This window comes from Vibrio genomosp. F10 str. ZF-129 (assembly GCF_000287055.2).
Taxonomy (GTDB): Bacteria; Pseudomonadota; Gammaproteobacteria; order Enterobacterales; family Vibrionaceae; genus Vibrio.
Genome location: NZ_AJYQ02000128.1, coordinates 14,690 through 37,606 on the forward strand (window position 1 = coordinate 14,690; position 22,917 = coordinate 37,606).

The following is a 22,917-nucleotide window of genomic DNA, read 5'->3' on the forward strand; positions in this document are numbered from 1 at the left end:
GATCAAGTTATTTTTATAACCTGATAGGTAATGAAAAATTAAATTATTAAACACTCTGATTTCTAGTATCTCCTGGTAAGTTATTTTATCTTTGTATTCTTATTGTAAAATTTATCATTTTAAATATAGGAAAGCCAATGAGATATACTACGATAGGTATTCTAGCTATAACGTCAGTGGCCTTTGGCGTGAATGCTGAAGAATTCCCTAGGCTGGATGAAGCCCTACCTTCAGATATCAAGATTAAGGGTCAAGAGCCTGTATTCGATTTTGATGTAGACGGCTGTTATCCGGTCGCAGGGATAAGTCGAAGAGGAAAGAAAAACTCAGGGTTAGATAACTCCGGGGAACTCAACGAAAATTGTCGAGATGCAGGCTTTCTGAAAATGTCTAATACATTACATCGTTATGCCTGCATTGATAGACAAGGAAGCACTTATTGCGGGCACTTTTATGCTTTATATTTCGAGAAAGATCAGGCGCTACGTCGGTTTGATAGGATTGGTCACCGCCACGATTGGGAACATGTTGCCGTTTGGACTAAAAATGGAGCCATCACCCATGGCAGTTACAGCGCGCACGGTAAGCTAAAAACGAAACCACTTGGGCAGTTGCCTATGCAGGGCGATCACATTAAGTTCGTCTATCACAAAGAGGGTGCTTTGACACACGCCTTCCGATTCGCAAAGTCTATAGAACTTGCTGAAAACCATTATCGCTATTGGGTAACACCAACGATCACCAGCTGGTATCAGTTAACGGGAGAGGGAATATCTAATCAATCAATGAGAAACAAGCTCAACAGCTTCAACTATGGATCTGCGACTATTCCGCTGAAAGACAGCAATTTCCGAGTCAATGTGAATAATGCTCGGCCTTCTGGTTATCCTGCGTTTACTCAGGCCAGTATTGAAGCCTCAAGATAAACTCATTAAACGGACAAAGCGAAAAATAAGAGGAAGAAATAAAGAGGCAACAGAATGCTGTTGCCTCTTGTGTGTTGCCTCTTGTGTATTGCCTCTTGTGCGTTAGCTAACAAGTATGCAGTTTGAAATTAACGTTTGTTAGGTAATAAGGCGAGTAAGATTATGGGCAAGACACTTCATCCCAAAACCAGGTTGCACTTTGAGTTGGCGTTTCCCAAACTCCTGGGTTGTTTTTCGCGACAAAACAAGAGCCTTGGTAACTAACCATATCGCCATTGCTTGCTTGTGTTTGACCAGGAATCCATTCGGTGACGTTGTCTGTATTGCCGTTGCCACCATTACTGTCACCATTTTCATTACCCGTATCGATGCCGTTATCCGTGTCACCGCTGTTATTGTTATCACCATTGTTATTGTCATCACCGGCGCCATTGTCACCATTATTGGTGTCATCACAACCTGCGTCAGTCACTTCGCGCCAAACGCCCCATTGTCCTGTGCTTCCCGGTTGTTCACCGCGTGTCCACCATGCCGCCTCATACACTGTGCCATCGTGTAAAACACGGTCACCGCCTTCATAAACATTATTGGTTTGCCACGGAGCAGCGCAGCTGCTTTCATCGACTACGCGTATAGTACGCTCTACCGTAGTGGATTGATTTGCGCTGTCTGTAACACTGTATAGCAGCGTCTGCGAACCCAAACGGTTTGTTTCTACGTCTCCATAGATTTCAATCCTAGTGGTGAGATCGCCATCTTCTTCATCAGAGGCGCTCACTCCAGCTAACGAGTCAAACTCACTACCGAACTGAATACTGGTATCACTGACGCCCTTGAAGATAGGCTTAGAGCTGTACACGTCAACCGAACGCACTTTCGATGTCTGGTTGCCATCACTGTCTTCAACCAAATAAGTCAGCGCATAAGTGCCCACACTTGAAGTATTAACTTGGCCTTCAACGGTGATGTGGTGGGTTAGATCACCATCTTCATCGTCCATCGCGGTCACATCAGACATCGGGTCAAAATACGATTGATGCGCGACACGAGCGTCATCAATGCCTTTTAGAACAGGTTCATTGCTAGTGATTGGTGGTGGTGTTTGACCATGAATATAAGGCCCATAGTCACGAATAAATTGCTCATTGTAAGCGCGACCGCCAGCATCGGTGCCCATGTCCCAGTTCACAGACCAGGTCATTACGCCGCGCAGTGGTTGACCTTGTTGATTGAGCTGTTCAAACGCATCGTAAAGATCCTGTGGGTTTTGTACATAACCCGTTGCCGCTGCATCATTGTTGGCAGGAATCCCAAACACCAATTTGTTGTGCGGGATCTGATGAAAGCCACGCGTTCCGTTCGATAACGAATCGGCAATGTAGTAAATAAACTCTTGCTTGAGTGCGTCATTATTCTGTGCAATCCAACCAACACTATCTACCCAGATCCCATCACCGCCCTGATTGTAAAATTGCGGGTTGATCCAGTCGTAGTAGCCGGCGAGATTATCAATATAAGGAACGTATTTCCCACCTTGTGTCAGGTATGGGAACTCGGGTGCCATCGTAATTAAAAAGTTCTTACCCTCGGCAGCATAGTGGTCCTTGACCATTTTAAGCGCAGCAGGAATCACGATTTGGTTGTCTGCGGCAGTCACAGCGGCTTGTTCAAGGTCGATATCCAGTCCATCAAAGCCGTATTGCTCTGTGAGACGAATGATTTCTTCTGCAAACGCTTGTTCATCGCCTTTTTGTAGCTCAACGTGGGCATCAGCACCGCCTAACGCAAGCAACACCGAACGGCCTTGCTGATTGAGTTGCTCGATCTGGTTGATAAATTCTTGTTCAGACAATCCAACCGTTGGGTCTAATTTAAACGTGGGGATCCGGCCTTCTGCTGTGTCGTATACCTTCATAAAAGAAATGTCGACGACATTGTACATAGGGTTAATGTCATCCAGTGACATGCATGGTGAATTGCCTCCTTTGTATCCGGCACCATCGCACCAGTTGTGCCAGTACCCTACAACAACGTTACCATCTGGGTTGACCATTTCACCGGCCATGGCTGAAGCAGACGCGGCTGAACCCGATAGCGCCGCTAAACCCAGACAAATTGCCATAGGTAATGACTTGATATTGAACATGTAAATTCTCCTGATTTAACCAAATAAGCGGCTGTAGATTTCTACTCACGGCTTATCTTTCAAGGTAATAAAACTCATTAGATAAGGTTTGTGTAACGGAATATTTGCCTGAAACCAGAATGGAAATCATTGACTGAATAGACAGCTGCGATCGATAAGGTCCGTGTATATGCCCAACAAACAAGCTGATTTCAAAAGCCAAGTTATGTTGAGTTAAGAAAGGCCAACAACCAATGAAACGAGTCGTTTCATTCAGAAGCAAGTCACTCTCTCTCATAATCCATCCATTAATAAGTGAGCCAAACAACGGCAATCAAGCAATGGAGTAGTCTAAGTGAAGCGAATTGTTCCAATATGTGTACTGATAGCAGGTACGTATTCCACATTGGCCACCGCCGCACCTGAGTGGGAAAAGAAAAGTTACTCAGGTGGTGTTCAGGTGTGTCATGAGCAAATGTTATTTAAATCAAAATGGTGGGCTGGGTCGTATAACGAGCCGAATCCGCAAGGAGCGTTGAGCTCTAATCAAGCAGGATGGGGGAATGATCCCTGGCTGCCTATTCCAGACTCTAACGAGTGTGGGACAGAGCAAGGCAACCAGGCTCCGATCGCTAATGCAGGTCGAGATCTTAATGTTCAGTCACCGAAAAGTTCGATTCGTATCGACGGTTCAAACTCATCGGATCCCGATGGTGACACACTCAGTTATGTCTGGACTCAAGTGTCTGGACCAACAGTGTCTCTCAGTAATGCGAATAAATCAGTAGCATCATTTGCATTACCTGAATTAACAAAGGATACCCAGTATACCTTCCAATTGGTTGTCGATGATGGTCAGACCTCCTCTCTCGATCTAGTCAAAGTCACCGGGTTAGCGATGGCGGTCGAGAATACCCCACCCACAGCCAATGCAGGCGCTAATTTAAGCGTCCAATCTCCGCGTTCCGCGGTAAGTCTTGATGGTTCTGGTTCACAAGATGCGGATGGCGACCCACTCATCTATCGCTGGCAGCAAGTGTCTGGCCCAACGGTGACGCTGAAGAATTCACAGCAAGCCCAAGCAACATTTGAAATGCCTGAACTGACCAAGGATACCAACTATACCTTCCAACTGACCGTTGATGATGGTGATGTCTCGTCTAAAGATCAGGTAACGATCACAGGATTGGCTGTGGTGGTAGAGAATACGCCGCCTATAGCAAGTGCAGGCGTTGACCTAAGCGTTCAATCTCCGCGTTCTTCGGTAAGTCTTGATGGCTCTGGTTCGCAAGATGAAGACGGTGATGATCTGAGTTACCACTGGCAGCAAGTGTCCGGCCCTTCAGTGACGCTGCAGAACCCAACACAAGCGATCGCAACATTTGCTCTGCCAGAACTGGAAAAAGATACCGAGTATGGTTTCCAATTGATCGTTGATGACGGTGAAGTCTCATCACAAGATCAGATCACGGTGACTGGTTTGGCTAAGGTGATAGAAAATACGCCACCGACTGCGGATGCAGGAACCGATCAAGAAGTTCAGTCTCCAGCTTCTAACGTGCGCCTTGATGGCGCGGGTTCACAAGATGCAGAGGGTGACGAACTCACTTACCAGTGGCGTCAGCTATCTGGTGATGAAGTGTCACTGAACAATGCAAATTCAGCGGTGGCGACCTTCTCTATCCCGGGTCTAACACAAGAATCTCATTATTCGTTTGAGCTAACAGTGAGCGATGGCGAAACAACATCAAAGGATACCGTTCAAGTTTATGCACTTGCAGAGCTTGAGCAACAAGAGCCCGGCTCTATTGTCATCGAGATGGACCAAGGTGACCTCGGCATTCCGAGTGCTTCTACCTACGAGGTCGTTCTAACCTCTCTAACAACTGGAGCGAGTCAACGCTTTGAGATGACAGCTCAGGGTGACCAACAAATTGTAGATTTAGCGCCAGATGAGTACCAAGTTTGGATTGAATTTGAAGATGACTACCAACCAATAAACGTACCGCGAGTCATAGCGGTGACAGACGAAAGCCCAATGACACTGGCATTTCGCGTTAAACCAAGTGTTGACTTAGAAAAACTCTCGACCATTGATGGCGTCGAAGTCAGCACTATCATTGATGGCGTATTTCAGGCGCGTCAAATGACCTGGGGTGACGGCTATTTATACGTTGGGTCATCGGCTATATCCGAAGAGAATGGTGCAAGAGGCAACAAAATTTACGCTATTCCTTACGATTATCGTACCGGTTTAGCTGGGGATCCAGTTATTGTCGCCAGTGGTTTAGTTGAACCACACGGTGTGGCGTTCAAAAACGGAGACCTTTATTTCGCTACGGCGGCTGAACTGTATCGTGTCAAAGACGTCGCCTCCAATTTAGGCAAACCGTCAGAGCCTGAAAAGCTGATTGATTTGCCAGCAGGTGACGACAACTTCCCCCTCGAACCCGTGGGCTTATACTGGCACCAAAAGCATACGCTCAAGTTCAACTCATTCGATAGTAGCGACGAGAACTTATACATTTCTATTGGCTCTCCGTGCAATATTTGTGTGATCGACGAAGAGGTCAAATACGGCTCAATACTGGCGGTCGACTTAGAGACCCTCAATGTTGATCAAATAGCCGATGGAATCCGAAATACCGTCGGGTTTGACTGGGATCCAAGATTGGGCGACTTATGGTTTACCGACAATAACCCTCAAAATACCGATGGACACAACACCTATTTCCCAGGTGAAATCAACAAAATATCCGCAGCCCAGTTAGCAGATAAAGAGATGCCACATTTTGGCTTCCCTTATGTCTCAGGTGAGGACACCCTGTCCATTACCCAAGAGCAAGAAAATGGAACGTCCGTCTATACCGGTGGTTATGATTATCTGCCACCAGGGGCGATTTACTCAGGCATCCTAATCAAAGACATTGATCCTGCCAATTTCCAAGCACCAGAATTTGAACTGGAAGCCGGCTCGGCACCATTAGGGTTGACATTCTGGCAGCCAGATGGGACCACGCCAACGAACGGACAAAGCTCGTTTGTGTACGCAACACATGGCCCAGGCGATGGAAAAAGAGCCGGTTATGAACTGCGTATTATGACATTGGATTCTGAAGGGAAACCTATCTTTGATCGCTCATTGATCACCGGATGGAAACAACCTGAGGGCATTTCAGGTAAGCCAGTCGAAATGTTAGTCATGCCAGACAACAGCTTGCTCGTGTCTGACGATGCTGGTAATACGCTATATCGTTTGCAATACAACCCAACGTCAGAAGGCCGAATTGAGCTTTCACCGACAAAAGGTGACCTTGCAGAAGACGAAAGTTTAGTTGAAGCCACATTGACCGACAGCAACGGCGTAGCAAGACGCTTATACATGTCGCTATCTTCAGGAGGTTACACCATTGATCACCTGGAATACGGTGATTACACCCTATCTATTCCAACACATGAAGGGTTAGAGCCCACCGAATCTGTTTACCAGATTACCGTGAATCAACAGCAGCCTCTCGGTGAAGTAAGTTGGAGTTATGAAGATGATTCCGGTGACGAAAAACCGCTCGGCACAGTGACAGTCAATGCACCTGATGCGCCAAGTAATTCAGCGCCGACCATTTTGTTAGAAATGGAGGCAGCAGAAGGGGGCACGGTATACATCGATTCAGAATGGGGAGAAGCCACCACAGCCGAGATGAACGTTGGTCAATATACGGTTGATTTCCCATACACCGGAACGGCCATTCCTTCGCCAAAACAGCAAGACGTCAATTTGTCGGCTTCAGGTGCGGCACTGAACTGGACGTACACCGAATATGACAACGATGAAGACTACTTTAATGCCGTTATGGAAGGGGAATGTTCAGGGTGTCACAACGGAGGCAACTTCGCCCCTGATCTCTCTGAAGGCCCATCAACAGGTCTGATTGAAAACTATTACGACAACCCGAATATTATTGCCGATAAAATTGCAGCGATGACAGACATGCCAGGAGTCACCTGTGATTCCACATGCCAAGAAACATTGGCCCGTTATCTTGAAGACGACCTTTGGGGAGATGCGTTACCCAACATTGTTGATAGTGCAGAAGTCTACGGCAGTCGTCACTTACGCTTGCTCGGACAGTCTGAATACATCAACACAGTGAACGATTTGTTCGACGTTGAGATCGATAAATCCTCATTACCATCGGATGATAAAGAACAAGAAGGTTCGCTCTATGGCAACGCAGGCGAGTTTGGGTATCTATCGAGCGACAAAATGAACAGCTACCTAAACGCGGCGGTGTACGTCCAAGAAAATATGGACATTTACGCACTGAGTCAGTGTAAAAGTGGCAGTGGCGGCAATACCCCTGAATGGAACCCAAGCCAAACCTATGTGGCCGGTGACATGGCGGTTGATGACGGCAAAGTTTATCTTGCAAACTGGTGGACAACAGGTAATCCGCCGAAAGAAAACTCAGCCCCTTATGGCCAACCGTGGACCTATGTCGAAGATTTTGAGGCTGGCGACCCTGACTGCCTGGAAAACTGGTACTGGGAAACCGCTGAGAGAATGTTCAAGCGTCCTCTCACTGAAACCGATAAAGCCTTGTATCCAGCCAGCGACATTGAGCTGAGTTTGGCTAAGATCCTCGTGTCGCCGCACTTCCTTTACCGAAGAGAAGGGGGGCACCTTAATGATGAAGGCAATTATCACCTCAATGCGTATGAGTTAGCGAACGTAATTTCTTATACCGTACTCGGCTCTGTGCCTGATGAAGAGTTGTGGTCAACCGCGAAAGACGGCAGTTTGATCCGCTCAGACGTATTAGGGCAACAAATTGATCGCTTGTTATCAACCCCACAAGCTTACGAGCAATTTGCCAACTTTATGATGCAGACTCTAGAGTTTGACGAAGAACGCGTTGTCGTTGACCGAGAGGGCATGTCTGAAGATGTGGGTGAAGCCATGCTGGATGAGTTTACAACGTACATTCGCGAAACCGTATTTGGTGAAGAAATGGGGCGTTTTTCAGACCTGATGGCTTACGAGAATACGTACGTCAATCAAGTGCTGGCTAACCATTACGGATTCAAAGGCAGCTTTAATTCTGGTTTCAAAGAAACAGCAATACCGAATGAACGTGGTCAAGGGCTACTCAGTCTCGGGGCGATTGCTGTGGCATACAGTACCGATGAACAAACGCGTCTTATTCCGCGCGGAAAAATGGTTCAGCATTCATTACTCGGTTGGGAGCAGGCCATACCTTCTGGCGCAGCCCCAGACGACATAGTGAACGACACCTCAACCAAAGATTTCTGGACTCAAGCGACAGGGCCATCGACTGAATGTTGGGTATGTCACGAGAAAATGAATGATGTGGGTTTTGCCTATGACGTACTGGATAAAACAGGACGTTACCGCGCTTACGAAGATTACACCTCCGTACACGGTGAAGTGTTTAACAATGTCGCGCTTGATACTCAAGGCACATTGATTGATGTTGATGGAACCGATACACAGTTCGATGATCTAGAAGACATATCACTCTATTTGGCAAACAGCGAACAGGCTAAGCAAGCCTTTGTTAAAAACTACATCTCTTACACATTGGGTGAAGCGTCAGTAAGATTCGCACCCTTATACCCTGAATACGCTTCGTTTGAGCAGTTCAAACAGCTAATGAAGGATTTACTAATGTCGACCACCGTTATTGAGCGTGAGGAGTAATAAAATGACTAAATTAACGACGGTATCAAGACGTTCATTTCTAAAAGCCTCTGTCTTTGCAGGAATGGGGGTAGGGTTAGCGAAATTCTCTACCCAATCTTTTGCTTCTAATGGCAGTGCGAGTGGTAATGCAAGCAAATTCATCTTTGTCAATTTTTCCGATGGCTACCCAAGGGGAACTTGGCATCCGACTGGCAATTCAGGCGGGCTGACAATGAACGCCTGTACTGAGGGGCTAGAAGCGTATAAAAACGACATCGTGTTTTTAGCCGGATGCCGAAGCGAAGGCGGCACAGGGCACAGTGGTTACAATGGCGTATGGCAAGAAGAAAGCGGCCAAGGCTCGATTGATGTGCATTTTGAATCGGTTTACGCACAAGGCATGCCCAAACGAGCACTGCGCCTGGGTGTCGACACCAAATACTGGGGGCACGGTGGGTTAGTGACCAGCCGTTCGGTTAATGGCAGCGGTTTAGTGCATAACGATGATCCTAATGCCATATTTTCAGAGCTTTATGGCTCACAGGAAGGAAATCAAGACCCAGTCGAACAACGTAAGCTTGCGTTATTGAGCAGTTACTTAGAAGACGTGGCTCATTTAAGCGACAACCTAGGAGGGCTTGAACAACGTAAGCTAGATACCTACAGCCAGGCGACAACACAAACCAAGCAAGAGTTAGAAAACGCCCTAACGGACACAGGGCAATGCTCGACCAGTTTGTACATGAGTGACAGTTATGGCCGAGACAAAACCGCAGATTTGCAGGTTGCCAACGCCGCCATGGCGTTATCGTGTGGTAAAACCAATATCGTGTCGTTGCAGCTGGGCACATCGAACGATTCCAAGGTCGTGGAAACCGTCAGTACTACGCCGCCACATTCCGCCTCGCATTATGGTTCTGCTAGCCTGAAGCAAACCTACATTGCACACAGGCAGTGGTATGTGAGTAAAGTGACTCGGTTGATTGAACACTTAAAATTGATGGGCGTCTATGATGATTGCATCATTTATGTCACCTCAGAAATGGACGACGGACAAGCCCATAGCTCAAACGACTTGCCTTGCATGTTGATTGGCGGAAAAAATTCCAAGCTAGTCACCCAAAACGGCGGACGGATCATCCGTAACGTTGGGGCAATAGGCCAGGTATTGTCATCAATGGCTTCTGCGTATGGAGTGCAAACCCCGTATCAAAGCCCGGTGATCAACGATTTGTTTGTTTGAAACCAATAAGGTAGGAGGAAAGTAACTAAACAACAATACGTTAGGTATCGTAAGAGAACTCAAGTCTAGCACTGAAAAAGCGAGCTCTGAAACCTCTAGCTCTAATATAACCAACCATAAAGTGGGCATGTCATAACGACATGCCCACTTTTTTTCCTCACATTTTTCCCTCACATTCGGCTCACATCTATCCAGAGTAACGCGTTGTTTCATCGCTTTAGCGTTATCGGCCTGCGAAAATTCCGCCTAATAAATAATGAAGGAAACACAAAGAATGCGCCCACGATTACTGTCCCCATTGATGGCATTGTTGCTATTAACCGCCTGTGGCACAGAGAGCAATAAAGGGTTGCCTACCCAGCAACAAAGTACTCCAGATGCTTATTCAGACAACGATGCTTATTCAGACAACGATGCTTATGCAGACAGCGATGGTGATGGCGAAAGTAATTCCAATGAAATTTCAAACGGAACCAACCCAAACGACGCCAATGACCCTATTCAAGGTGGAGACTCTGATCATGATGGAGACGGAAACCAGAATGGCGTTGATCCAGACTACTCACCAGAACTCGACAGTGACAACGACGGTGTGACTGACGGCAACGAATACGAAAACGGGTCTAACCCACTCGACCCCAACGACCCGCTGCCAGGTGGCGGAGAAGACCATGATGGCGATGACATACCCAATGGCAGTGACGCAGACTACTTGCCAAATAACGATGAAGACAACGATGGAGTATCCAACGGCCATGAATATGAAAATGGCAGCGACCCACTTAACCCCAACGATCCGCTTATAGGCGGTGGGCACGACCTAGACGGTGACGGCGTCACAAATGGGGCTGACTCAGACTATAACCCCGACGGCGATACGGATAACGACGGCCTCACCAACGAAACAGAATATGGGCAGGGAAGCGATCCTCTTGATGCAAATAGCCCCATTGCGGGTGGCAACATGGATCATGATAGCGATGGCACACCGAATGGCGCTGATCCCGATTACAACTTACAGGTCGATACTGATGGGGATGGCTGGACAGACAACGAAGAAGTAGAAAATGGATTTAATGCCAACGATTCACATAACCCAGTGATGGGTGGACATGGAGATTTAGATGGAGATGGTATTAAAAACGGTCGAGATCCTGACTATTCTGAGCTGGGAGATGCCGATAGAGATGGCCTTACCAATGGCTCTGAATATCAAAACAACACAGACCCGAACGACGCTAACGACCCTGTGGCAGGAGGTGACAGCGACCTGGACGGTGATGGTACTCCAAATGGTGCCGACACTGATTATGAACCCGAGGGGGATGCTGATGGCGACGGGCATAGCAACGAGCTGGAATATATTGAGACGAATAATCCCCTAAACCCGAACGTCCCTGTTCTGGCGGGCGATCAGGACCTAGATGGTAATGGTGTCGTTAATGGCGTGGATGTGGATTACAACGCCAATGCCGATGCCGATGGTGATGGCCTCAGTAACTGGGTTGAATACCGAGATGGATCAGACCCCGTTAATTCCAACCACCCCGTATTTGCGGGCGAGCAGGATATTGATAGTGATGGCATCGTCAATGGCACCGACGCTGATTATCACGGTGATCACGACTTTGATGGCGATGGCTATTCAAACGAAACTGAATATCGTGATGGATCCGATCCCACCGATCCCAACAGCCCTATCGCGGGTGGCGCGCAAGATGACGACAAAGATGGTACCCCAAATGGCGCCGACCCAGATTATAACCCCGCCGCCGACAGTGATGGTGACGGCCAAACCAATGGCGCAGAAAACATGTCGGGCACGGATCCGGTCAACCCCAATGATCCCGTTATGGGCGGCGCTCAAGACATCGATGGCGATGGGATCGCTAATGGTGTCGATCCTGACTACCAGGCGGATGCCGACGACGACAGCGATGGACACAGTAACGACACAGAATACGGTTCAGGCACCAACCCGAGTAACCCAAACGACCCGTTAGTGGGTGGGGACCAAGATCTCGATGGTGACGACACCGTTAATGGAATCGATTCCGATTACAGCGCGAGTGGTGATGCTGATAACGATGGCATCAGCAATGAACACGAATACGGCCAAGGTACTAACCCAGCCAACCCAAACGATCCGGTTCCCTTTGGTGACCAAGACCTAGATGGTGATGGGGCCGTTAACGGCACCGACCCAGACTACGCCCCGGGCAATGACAGTGATGGCGATGGCCTAAGCAACGAAGACGAATATACATCGGGTACGACCCCTTCAGATGCAAACGACCCAATCTATGCCGGTGACCGAGATTTAGACGGCGACGGAGCGGTGAATGGCATCGACGAAGACTACCAAGCCAGCGGTGATTTCGATGGCGATGGCCTAATGAACGAAGAGGAATACCAGTCAGGCAGCAACCCAGCTGATCCCAATGACCCAATCGTTGGGGGCGCGCAAGATTTGGACAACGATGGAGAACCTAACGGCATTGACCCAGACTACACCCCAGCCCACGATACCGATGGGGATGGCCTAACGAACGAAGCCGAATACACCGATGGAACAGATCCATCAAATGGTAACGACCCGGTGGTGGGTGGAAATGGAGACAACGACAACGACGGCATACCCAATGGGATTGATCCAGATTACAGCGCCAGCGCCGACGCAGACGGCGACGGTTTAACCAATGGCGAGGAAACCACCGCGGGCAGTGACCCACTGGATGGCAACTCCCCGATTTATGCAGGTAATAGCGATGTGGACGGTGATACCATCCCCAACGGAGTGGATGAACATTACGATCCGAATGCCGATCAAGACGGTGATGGCCTCACTAATGAACAGGAATATATCGAAGGCAGTGACCCAACCAACCCGAACGACCCCGTTTATGCAGGGAACGAAGACCTCGACGCAGACGGTATCCCCAATGGTGTTGATGAAGATTACCTTCCCACTAACGATGGCGATGGCGATGGCTTTAGCAATGGCGAAGAATACGGCGCAGGCTCCGACCCGGCAGATGCCAATAACCCGGTATTCGCGGGAAACGAAGATTTAGATGACGATGGCGACCCCAATGGCATCGACGACGATTACAGCCCTTCTAGCGATGAGGACAGTGATGGTCAAAGTAACCAAACCGAGTATCAAAATGATGGGAACCCGACCGATCCAAACATCCCACTTTACGCAGGAAATCAAGATCTGGATGGCGACGGTACGGTCAATGGTGCGGATACCGACTACAATGCATCGGGAGATTTTGATGGTGATGGCATTCAAAACGAGGCGGAGTATCAGCAAGGCAGCGATCCCGCCGACCCTAACAGCCCGATTATACAAGGCAATGAAGATTCCGATGGCGATGGTATTCCCAATGGTGCCGACCCAGATGTAAACCCTGGTTCTGATGCCGCTGGGGATGCTGACGGGGATGGGGTGTCCAACCTCGACGAATACAACCAAGGCAGCGACCCATTGGTCAAGAACGTGCCGACATTGACACAGTTTGATATGTCTAAATCAGCGATCCAACCAGGAGAGAGCGTTGGGGCTACGTATACCTGGGATCAAAACCAAGGCGCTCCTGGGGAAAAAGTGTTGTACCAATGGAAAACGCCCAATGGGTCAGTGCTATTAAAAGGAAAGGCGAGCGGCGGCGTTATTCCCAATTTTACGTTGAGTGAAATAGGGATTTACACGCTGTTAGTGACACCTTCAAACAGTGCCAACATCAACGGCCCGTCGCTTGCTGGCAACATAAAGGTCGAATAGGCCATTGTTATTTGCAACTCATCGTTATTTGCAAATAATCGTTATTTAGGAATGATTGTTATTAAAGAATAATGGTTACTTGAGAGTGATGGTTACTTGAGAGTGATTGTTACTTAAGAATGATTGTTGTCTTAAAAGATATTGTCATGCGCTGTGCGTTGACTTCCTAAGTGCTAGGCGGTGAACGCACACCGAGATCCATCGACAAAGATCCTAAATTAAGCCCCTAAACTATAGTATGAACAATGTAAAAGCCTGACTTACCTAATAATACCTTTTTATTTATCTACGCTATACTCTTGTTGATCTATCTAACAATAAGACAGGGCAAGATGAGTAAGCAGTTAAAAAATATTATTATCTTTAGTGAAGTGTACTCTCAGGGAAACTATCGTGATGCCTCGGCAAACCTGGGTATGTCGATAGCCACCATTTCTAGGGCAATCAATGAACTGGAAGAAGACAGCGAAGTTCAGTTGTTTATCAACGTCAAAGGCGAATTTCGTCCGACGGTTTATGCCCATACGCTTTACGAACGATTAACCGTGACTAATACAGAACTTGTGAGCACTTATAACCTGTTTAAATCCGACAGTCACTGCGTTAACGTGCTTATCCCACCACAGCTATCCTCCTCGAATTTGGTTGAAAAACTGGTGGAATACAATCAAGAGTTTGATGTTGCTCTCGTCATTAACGAAGCGCACAGATACGGCTCTTATGACGAAGCCTATACCGCACTGGTGAATGGCGAACTGGATTTTATGTTGGATGGCTACCCCAATAAAGCCAATAGCTTTATTTCAGAGCATATCGGCGAGTTCAACGTCTCACTGATTGCGTCTAAGAAGTATCACGACTCCATCAGCGTGAATGACATAGACGAAAAAACCAAGTTCGCTAAATATTCTTGGCTGGGGCAAACGGGCGATTATTTTCACCAGCATTTTGGCGTGACACCGGAAAAACAGGTTGGATTTGTCACTCAAAACGCGACGAACTATTTTCAGGTGGTGAAAGAGACCCCTTTTATCGGTATCTGCCGAACGGATATCCTTCCTAACTTAGAAAAACACTATGTCTATGATGAAAGTCCATTCATGACGGCCAACATATATTTTGTTACCACAAAAGCGGCCTTACACAACAAGCCGGTAGTAAAGTGGTTTTATGAAAACTTTAAAAACAGCGACCAGATGATTCCGAATAGAGAATTAAAGATGAAGTGATCTGGGATCCAAGTGTCCTCGAGGGATGAAAAAGCGATAAGACGCTATTTTAATTAGACGCTATTATAATTAGACGCTATTTTATATTAGACGCGATTGTTTATTAGACGCGATTGTTTATTAGATGCGATTGTTTATTAGAAGCGATTGTTTACAAGAGAGTGAGTGATTTTTTGTAACCAAACAAACAGATCACTCACTCTCTGAAACCGAACCTCTTCAGTTTAGTCTTGCCTAAATGAATTAATGGCGCTCAAGATCAAGCTGCATGACCTTAACCCAAGCCTGAACAAAATCGGTAACAAAACGATTTTTTGCGTTATCAAAAGCGTACACTTCTGCAACGGCTCTGAGCTCTGAGTTTGAACCAAAGATCAAATCCACCGGTGTTGCCGTGTATTTCACCTTACCTGTTTTCAGCTCAACACCCTCGTATATGCCTTCTGATTTCGCTTTTCGCCACTGAATGGACATATCCAACAAATGCACAAAATAATCATTATTGAGCGTACCCGGCTGGTCGGTAAACACACCATGAGAGCTACGATCTGTATTCGTATTCAGTGCGCGCATTCCTCCGATAAGCACCGTCATTTCTGGGATGGTTAACGTCAGTTGATCCGCTTTGTCGACCAACGCCTCAACCGGAGACAGCGAATAGCCACTCTGATCATCGCTTTTTTGATAAAAATTGCCTTCATAAAAATTACGGAAGCCATCAGCATGCGGTTCAAGCACAGCAAAAGAAGCCACATCTGTGTTTTGTTGTGTTGCATCGGCTCGCCCTGGGGTAAAGGGGACGGTGACGTTAACGCCAGCCTCTTCAGCGGCTTTCTCAATTGCCACAGCGCCACCTAAAACAATCAGATCCGCAAGCGACACCTGTTTATTGCCCTTAGTGGGTTGGTTACCCGCTGACTGGTTAAAAGCGGACTGAATGGATTTTAGCTCCGTGATCACACGCTTGAGTTGTTCAGGGTTATTCACCGCCCAATTCTTTTGCGGTTCTAGAGCAATACGAGCACCATTGGCTCCTCCGCGCCTATCCGAATCGCGGTAAGACGAAGCCGATCCCCAGGCAACATTTATCAATTCAGGCACCGTTAATTCAGAGCCAAGCACGCTTTGCTTCAAATCAGCAATATCTTTGTCGTTTACCAATGTGTAATCGGGTGTTGCAATTGGATCTTGCCAAATAAACGCTTCGTCAGGAAAATCATCACCCAAGTAGTGACTGCGTGGGCCCATATCTCGATGGGTAAGCTTAAACCAAGCCTTAGCGAATGAAAGGCGATACGCATCTGGGTCGGCTAAAAAGTGCTCTGCGATCTTTTTGTATTCAGGGTCGAACTTAAATGCTAAATCAGCCGTCGTCATCACAGGAGGATTAAACTTCCCCTTTACGTGTGCGTCAGGAACCGATTCATGCAACGATTCATCTGTTGGCACCCACTGAATCGCGCCTGCGGGGCTATGCACCTGCTCCCATTCAAAGTTCAGCAAGTTTTGAAGGTACAGCGATGTCCAGCTTGTTGGGGCTTGCGTCCACGCACCTTCCAGCCCACTGGTGATCGTATCTTCCGAGTGGCCTTTGCCGCATTTATTTTGCCAGCCTAGCCCTTGCTGTTCTATGGAGGCGGCTTCGGGTTCTGCGCCCAAACACTCCGATGATTTGTGAGCGCCATGCATCTTACCAAAGGTATGTCCACCCGCCACAAGCGCCATAGTTTCTTCATCATTCATCGACATACGGCCAAAAGCCTCACGTATGCTTTTAGCAGAAGCGAGAGGATCCGGAACCCCATTAGGCCCTTCCGGGTTAACATATATCAGGCCCATATGGGCGGCGGCTAATGGTTTTATTAACTCACCTTTCTCATTGCGCCTATCACTTGCGAGCATTTCTAATTCAGGCCCCCAATAAACAGTATCAGGCTCCCAATCATCGGTGCGCCCTGCGGCAAACCCGTAAGGGGTAAAGCCCATATTCTCTAAAGAAACATTACCAGCGAGCACAATCAAATCGCCCCAGGAAATACTTTCACCGTACTTTTTCTTCACCGGCCACAACAAGCGCCTTGCTTTATCTAGGCTCGCATTGTCAGGCCAACTGTTCAGTGGTGCAAATCGTTGCTGTGCGCCACTTGCGCCGCCTCGTCCGTCAAGCGTGCGGTACGTGCCTGCCGAGTGCCAAGCCATACGAATGAAAAACGGACCATAGTTCCCCCAGTCTGCTGGCCACCATTGCTGAGAATCGGTCAGGGTTGCATTAATATCCTTTTTCAAAGCCACCAAATCAATGTCGCTAAACGCTAGCTTATAATCAAAATCTTCCCCTAACGGATTAGATCGTAAATCATGGTCACGAAGTGGTGACAGATCAAGCTGATCTGGCCACCAAAATTGATTGGATTTGGCGTGTTTAGCCTGTGAGTGTGATGCTGACTTTCCCTCATTATTGCTATATGAGGCGTCTGCAGACCCCAATTTATTTTTAGTAATATCGCCCTTAGGTGCCGCCACTGGAGCGGCAAACAGTACCGTGGCCCAAAAAACCACCGCGACCAAAGTGATCAAAATGGCCAAAGCAGTTAAAGGGATAAGAATGGGGTTAGTAGAACGGGTTAATTTTTCTGAAGTATTCATGGAGCACTTTCTCCTGGATATGACAGGTTATGGATTATCAACGTGTTATGAGTTATCAATAAGATATGTGTTATCAATGTGCGTGGTCATCAGACTGCATATTCGGAACTGTACCCCAATTTTTCTGCTTATAACGTAATCACTATGATTCATAAAAAGACAGGCACTTAATCGACGGTTAGTTTGTTGAAATATCGCTACTGTTGTTTTTGTAAATTAGGTCGTTGATGTCTTTGTGACTACCTGTCGTCTGGTTTAATTAATTGTTTTATAAAGTTTTTATTATTTATTTTGCGATATTTCTCATCCATTTTCTTCGCTCAATTAGAGACAAATTCATCCCAAAGTTCCCTTTCTAATCATGAAACGAGCCGTTTCATTGTCTCGCTGTGCCTCGGCTGTAAGAATCGCTCCAACTCAGTGAGAGCGGGCGTGATTTCAAGGCGTGACGTAAAGGTCTAGCTTCAAGGTCTAGCTACTAGGTCTAGTAGGTCTAGTTTCTACACGAAGAAAACGGTCCCTCTTGAAGTCAGGTCTCACTGCTGAAAGGTCAAGTGAACGTCAAAACATGAACGACCTTGGTGCGCTCCCTTGGTCATCTATTAACTTGGTCATCTATTAACATGGCCATCCATAAAAAAGTAACCATTGACAAAGTAACCATTAATTAAACGGAACATCATAGTTAATGACTAGGAGTCTTAGAAAATGAAAATACAAAAAATAGCCATCGTCATCAGCTTATTGCTTTCTACAGGCGCCTCGGCAGGCGGCATTCATGAAGAGGGCGAGTTTTACCTGGGCGGTAAAGCAGGAGGCTCTATTTTTGGTGAGCCATGCGACGGCAACAGTGTCGATTGTGAAGATGCCACTGAAGCCCTGGGTTTGTATGGCGGTTATCAGATCAACAAATGGCTGGCGTTAGAAGGCGGTTATGACTACCTAGGTGGGCCAACCGCAACCTACCCAGCGATAGACCAACCTAACAGCCAGGTTGATTATGAAAGCACCGTGCAGGGGTTCGAATTGGGCCTAAAAGCGGATTACGCCCTAACAGAGCGACTGGCTCTATTTGGTAAAGGCGGAACAATGCTGTGGCAGGTAGACAACGACGCTAACGAGCCGATAAAAGGGTCAATCAATGAGAGCGGCTCTGGAGCATCACTCATGCTGGGCACCGGGTTGGAGTACCGTTTGTCACCCAGTTTGAGCACCCGCTTGGAATACCAATACATCGAAAGCGTGGGGGATGATTCAACCGGCTCATCTGATGTGCATGTTGTTAGCTTGGGGCTGGATTACCGTTTTGGAGGCGCGTCGAACCATTCAACGTCGCCATCGCCTGTTGAAGCCCGAGCGAGCGAGCCAATGACGGATAGGGAAGAAAAGGCCAAAGACATGATGCAAGAAGACATGATGCAAGAAAAGATAGCAGCCGTCGCCGTGGCCCCCCAGGTTATTGAAACGTTCACGCAAGTGCTGAGTGGGTCAAGTAATGAAGCGCTGTTTGAAAGCAACAGTACCGAGATGTCCGCCGAGCTGAAAGTACAACTGCTGCATGTACTTGAACGCTTGCAACGCTACCCAGAAACAACGGTGCAGATCATTGGTCACACCGACAGCCTGGGCGACGCCAATTACAACCTGTCGCTCTCGGAAGTCCGTGCACAAAAAGTGGCGGATTACCTAGCGTCTCAAGGGGTATCTCGTCAGCGCATGACGGTGAAAGGTGTCGGGGAGCTCAACCCGATCGCATCGAATGACACCGCGGGTGGTCGAGCCCACAACCGCCGAGTCGAAATCGTGTCACCAGAAGTGACGACACAAAGCACAATCATTGAACAGAAAGAACAATAAAGGAACACCATAATGATGACAATAACCAATAAACAACGAATGAAAATGGTGGCGCCGTTAATGGCGGCGCTGCTACTGAGCGCCTGTGGTGACAAAGGCGATGAAGGTTTACCTTCCCAAACAACGCTCGCTGGTGACAGCCAAATGTGTGAAGTCAGCCCAGGTTTTTCTATTGCGTGTGACGATGACAATGATGGTATCTCTGATGCGGATGAACTCCTCAACGGAACCAACCCGAATGATCCGAATGACCCAGTACAAGGGGGCGATAAAGACACCGACGGCGATGGCATTAAAGACGGCCAAGAAGTGACGGAAGGTTGGGACAAAACCGACCCGAATGACCCAGTGCAAGGGGGCGCTAACGACACCGACGGTGATGGCATTAAAGATGGCCTGGAAGAAATAGAGGGCTGGGACAAAAACGATGCCAACAATCCCGTGCAAGATGGCAACCAAGACAGCGATGGCGATGGCCTTAAAAATGGCCAGGAAGAGGTAGAGGGCTGGGACGACAACGACGCCAACAACCCAACCGACGGTGGCGATCAAGACAGCGATGGTGACGGCATTAAAAACGGCCGAGAAGAGCTAGAAGGGTGGGATGACAACGACGCGAACAACCCCGTTGAAAATGGCCACAACGATAGCGATGGCGATGGCTTCCCAGCGGGGCAAGAATGGCTAGAAGGGTGGGATGACAACGACCCGAATAACCCGATATCGTCAGAAAACGTACAATCGGTCGAGTTGGTTCTGAGTAACAGTGTGGTTAAGCCCGGTCTTGGGTTGCAAGCAAGCATTGATTACCAGGCGCAAGGGTATTCAGACACCTTCACCACGTTGGATGTGCCCGATGCGGATCATGTCAGCTGGGGCATCGTTGATGCGAATGGCGATAGTGTTGTAGGGTTAACCCCAACCAGTGAAGGCCATGTGACTATACCAGAGTCTGCCGAGGTGATGGATTATGTTGATGAGCCACTGACCATGCAGGCAACGTTTACCGAAGAGGGCTGGTTTAAACACCAAACTCCGCAGGAAAAAACGTTCACTGTGACACTGGCAGAGGTGTCAAGCTCTGAGGTGGCGCTGTTAAAAGACGGAGCACCGTTAGAGGGTAGCGAGATTAATATTGGTGATAGTATTCAAGCCCAAACCACGGTCACCCTGGCCGACGGTAGTGAGATTCTAGCGCCGTCGGATGCATCGACGGGCACGTGGAGTATAGACCAGGCAGCGATGGACCTAGGTGTGACGATTGATCCGGTGACCGGTGAGTTGGATACATCAGGTGTGGACAATGCGGCCGTTGGTGAAGACGGCGTCAGCATATCGATCAGTTGGACAGGGGCAGGTAGCCTTGAAGGGGGCGAAGGTAGCATAACCGTTAGGATTGAAGGATATGCATTTGAGATTACGAAGATAAGTGACACGTTGTCAATCGGGCCTTTGGTGACGGTTTCGATGGCGGAGAGCCTCGAAAACGGGATTGAGATAGGGTATACGGCTGCAGGCGATTATGCATATTATACGTGGGATGACGCAGAAGCGTATTGCGCCGCCACGTCGGGTGGGTTGATGGATGTGGGTCAATTGAATACGTTGGCAGATTGGATGGATGGCAACACCGAGATGAGTGAGCCGTATCGTCGTGGCTTAGGTTATGTGCAGACGGTAAGCAATACGATCGTAAGGAAAGACGCGTGGTATATATGGGGCGAAATAGGAAGTGATGGTGGACGTTGGACTGTAAGTGGGTGGGTAGGGGGAGAGGCGAATGTGATAGAGACAAGGTCGAAGAATTTTCTTAAGATCGCGTTAGCCTGTGCCTACCCTGGGTAGATTTCGGTTGGTGCCCGGTTTTGCTAATTATTTCGTTGTCTGATGGTGGTCAGCCGTTCCCGAATGCACCATCGCGTTAGCGGTATTAATTGGGGTCTAGGTCTTGCCATTTGCCTTCATGGTAATATTGGTAAGACCCGCTAATCCCCATCGGCGCCAACGCGTGCAATAGGCCGCCACCCGCTCGCAGGCTTGAGCGTGACTCTTGCCTTGCTGTCGGGCCAGTGCGTAACACAGGCGGCATTTTGCAGCGAAATTTGACAGGGCTCTCGGCGCCACGCCGCAGAGCCCTTTTTCGTTCACTAGGTAGCCAAGCCAATCAAACCCCTTCTCGACCCGACCAATAAACGTTTTGTCTGGGTGCTGGGCGAAACCAAACAGGTTGAAAAATTGATTCAGCCGGCGCACTGCGGTACGCAGTTGCCCATGGGTGCGAGTAAGAATGACAAAATCATCCATAAATCGCACATAATGGTTACCCGATCGACGGCACCAATCACTTAACGTTTTATCTACCGTATACAGTTGAAATCCGGCCAACAGTGGGCTAAGCGCACAGCTTCTCGGAATGCCGTTCAACGGAGTATGAAACGTGCCACCAAATTCGACACTGTAATGTAAAAACTGGCCGAGCAAGTTCAACAGGTTTGGGCAATGCACATACTCAGCGAGCTGATCAAGGAGGGGTATTTTTTGAATATTGGCGTAATAGCCTTTAATGTCGGTACGGCACACAAAACGGTACTGGCCCTGTTGAAGTTTGCGATGCAACGTGGCCACCGATTGCTTCGCCCCACCGTGGCCTTTCACATGCATACAGCTTTTGTGGCAGGGCAAAACAGGTCGCAGCGCCAAGGCGAGCAGCTTAAGCACTATAGCATCACGCGACGACCATACAACCGCCTCAGAGCCATCTGTCTTTGTGATGCGCTGCATGGGCGACAACCGATACAGCCCAGAATGCAATTGTGGCTGTAGTGACAGTAATTCCTGTTGGGCGTTGAATCTGAAATGCCAGATATCAGCGTTAGGCGGGTGGTGCCTGCGTTGGTGGCACACCCATAGGTAGGCCTGTTGGTAGGGTTTGCTCAGTGACCATATTCACCCCCCCCAACGAATGGGCTCGTGTTCGCTCAGTGAATGGTGACTCGCGACGGCGTAAGATACGCTAACCGCAAATTCGCTAGCCGCAAATTCGCTAGTGAATCTCCCGCCCCCTTTCTTTGAGATCTATCCTTACCTCATATCCAATTCACACACCCGCTTGATGATCAGCACGAGCTCTTTTGTCATGCGTTATTTCTCACATCTCATGGCTGTGAGCACACGGTATATGACCGGTAGAGGCATGCTCTATAAATCGCTGCCAGAAGGAAATATAGCCATTTTAATCGAGAATATGGATATAACTTATAACACAAGGGAATAGATAAATGGCCTATATAAATCGAATGAAACTAATCAATTATAAACGTTTAATTATCAATTAATATAGATAGTGCCAAATTAGAAAGGGTTGATGATGAAACATCGTGTTTACTTGTGGCTATTGTTT

11 protein-coding genes are annotated in these 22,917 nt (G+C 48.0%); 7 read left to right on the forward strand and 4 right to left on the reverse strand.

Annotation, left to right across the window (positions count from 1 at the left end):
- The first annotated feature begins 137 nt into the window (after positions 1–137).
- The gene (locus A1QO_RS17475) at positions 138–926 is read left to right on the forward strand and encodes an NPP1 family protein (RefSeq protein WP_017040359.1); all 789 of its coding nucleotides are present in this window, start codon (positions 138–140) and stop codon (positions 924–926) included.
- A gap of 160 nt (positions 927–1,086) precedes the next feature.
- Here A1QO_RS17475 and A1QO_RS17480 read toward each other — a convergent pair whose 3' ends face one another.
- A complete protein-coding gene (locus A1QO_RS17480; RefSeq protein ID WP_026027032.1) occupies positions 1,087–3,072 on the reverse strand; it encodes an immunoglobulin-like domain-containing protein in 1,986 nt (661 codons plus the stop codon).
- 52 nt (positions 3,073–3,124) lie between these two features.
- A complete protein-coding gene (locus tag A1QO_RS17485; protein ID WP_017040361.1) occupies positions 3,125–3,349 on the reverse strand; it encodes a hypothetical protein in 225 nt (74 codons plus the stop codon).
- Positions 3,350–3,406: 57 nt separating this feature from the next.
- Here A1QO_RS17485 and A1QO_RS17490 point away from each other — a divergent pair, with 57 nt between their 5' ends.
- The 4 genes from A1QO_RS17490 (at position 3,407) to A1QO_RS17505 (ending at position 15,014) form a co-directional block, all read left to right on the forward strand.
- A complete protein-coding gene (locus A1QO_RS17490) occupies positions 3,407–8,770 on the forward strand; it encodes a PKD domain-containing protein (protein WP_017040987.1) in 5,364 nt (1,787 codons plus the stop codon).
- A gap of 4 nt (positions 8,771–8,774) precedes the next feature.
- Positions 8,775–9,995: a DUF1552 domain-containing protein gene (locus tag A1QO_RS17495; RefSeq protein WP_017040576.1), complete on the forward strand. Its 1,221-nt coding sequence runs from the start codon at positions 8,775–8,777 to the stop codon at positions 9,993–9,995.
- A 274-nt stretch (positions 9,996–10,269) separates the two neighbouring features.
- Entirely contained in the window at positions 10,270–13,785 is a 3,516-nt protein-coding gene (locus A1QO_RS17500; protein ID WP_017040988.1) for a hypothetical protein, read from the forward strand.
- A 332-nt stretch (positions 13,786–14,117) separates the two neighbouring features.
- Positions 14,118–15,014, forward strand: coding sequence for a LysR family transcriptional regulator (locus tag A1QO_RS17505; RefSeq protein ID WP_017040989.1), 897 nt, complete (start codon positions 14,118–14,120; stop codon positions 15,012–15,014).
- 243 nt (positions 15,015–15,257) lie between these two features.
- On the opposite strand, the gene katG is transcribed toward A1QO_RS17505, so the two are convergent.
- The gene (gene katG, locus A1QO_RS17510; protein WP_017040990.1) at positions 15,258–17,660 is read right to left on the reverse strand and encodes a catalase/peroxidase HPI; all 2,403 of its coding nucleotides are present in this window, start codon (positions 17,658–17,660) and stop codon (positions 15,258–15,260) included.
- A gap of 708 nt (positions 17,661–18,368) precedes the next feature.
- Here katG and A1QO_RS17515 point away from each other — a divergent pair.
- Entirely contained in the window at positions 18,369–19,517 is a 1,149-nt protein-coding gene (locus A1QO_RS17515) for an outer membrane beta-barrel protein (protein ID WP_017040991.1), read from the forward strand.
- Between the two features lie 12 nt (positions 19,518–19,529).
- Positions 19,530–21,362: a thrombospondin type 3 repeat-containing protein gene (locus tag A1QO_RS17520; protein ID WP_017040992.1), complete on the forward strand. Its 1,833-nt coding sequence runs from the start codon at positions 19,530–19,532 to the stop codon at positions 21,360–21,362.
- Positions 21,363–21,458: 96 nt separating this feature from the next.
- Here the strand turns inward: A1QO_RS17520 and A1QO_RS17525 are convergent, their stop codons facing one another.
- Positions 21,459–22,298: a reverse transcriptase domain-containing protein gene (locus tag A1QO_RS17525; RefSeq protein WP_017040993.1), complete on the reverse strand. Its 840-nt coding sequence runs from the start codon at positions 22,296–22,298 to the stop codon at positions 21,459–21,461.
- Positions 22,299–22,917: the final 619 nt, after the last annotated feature.

Bases quoted from the DNA above. Each gene is read 5' to 3' on its own strand.
- A1QO_RS17475 (WP_017040359.1), top strand. From the start codon at position 138: ATGAGATATACTACGATAGGTATTCTAGCTATAACGTCAGTGGCCTTT.
- A1QO_RS17505 (WP_017040989.1), top strand. From the start codon at position 14,118: ATGAGTAAGCAGTTAAAAAATATTATTATCTTTAGTGAAGTGTACTCT.
- A1QO_RS17515 (WP_017040991.1), top strand. From the start codon at position 18,369: ATGAAAATACAAAAAATAGCCATCGTCATCAGCTTATTGCTTTCTACA.
- katG (WP_017040990.1), bottom strand. From the start codon at position 17,660: ATGAATACTTCAGAAAAATTAACCCGTTCTACTAACCCCATTCTTATC.
- A1QO_RS17525 (WP_017040993.1), bottom strand. From the start codon at position 22,298: ATGCAGCGCATCACAAAGACAGATGGCTCTGAGGCGGTTGTATGGTCG.
- A1QO_RS17485 (WP_017040361.1), bottom strand. From the start codon at position 3,349: ATGAGAGAGAGTGACTTGCTTCTGAATGAAACGACTCGTTTCATTGGT.
- A1QO_RS17495 (WP_017040576.1), top strand. From the start codon at position 8,775: ATGACTAAATTAACGACGGTATCAAGACGTTCATTTCTAAAAGCCTCT.
- A1QO_RS17520 (WP_017040992.1), top strand. From the start codon at position 19,530: ATGATGACAATAACCAATAAACAACGAATGAAAATGGTGGCGCCGTTA.
- A1QO_RS17480 (WP_026027032.1), bottom strand. From the start codon at position 3,072: ATGTTCAATATCAAGTCATTACCTATGGCAATTTGTCTGGGTTTAGCG.
- A1QO_RS17500 (WP_017040988.1), top strand. From the start codon at position 10,270: ATGCGCCCACGATTACTGTCCCCATTGATGGCATTGTTGCTATTAACC.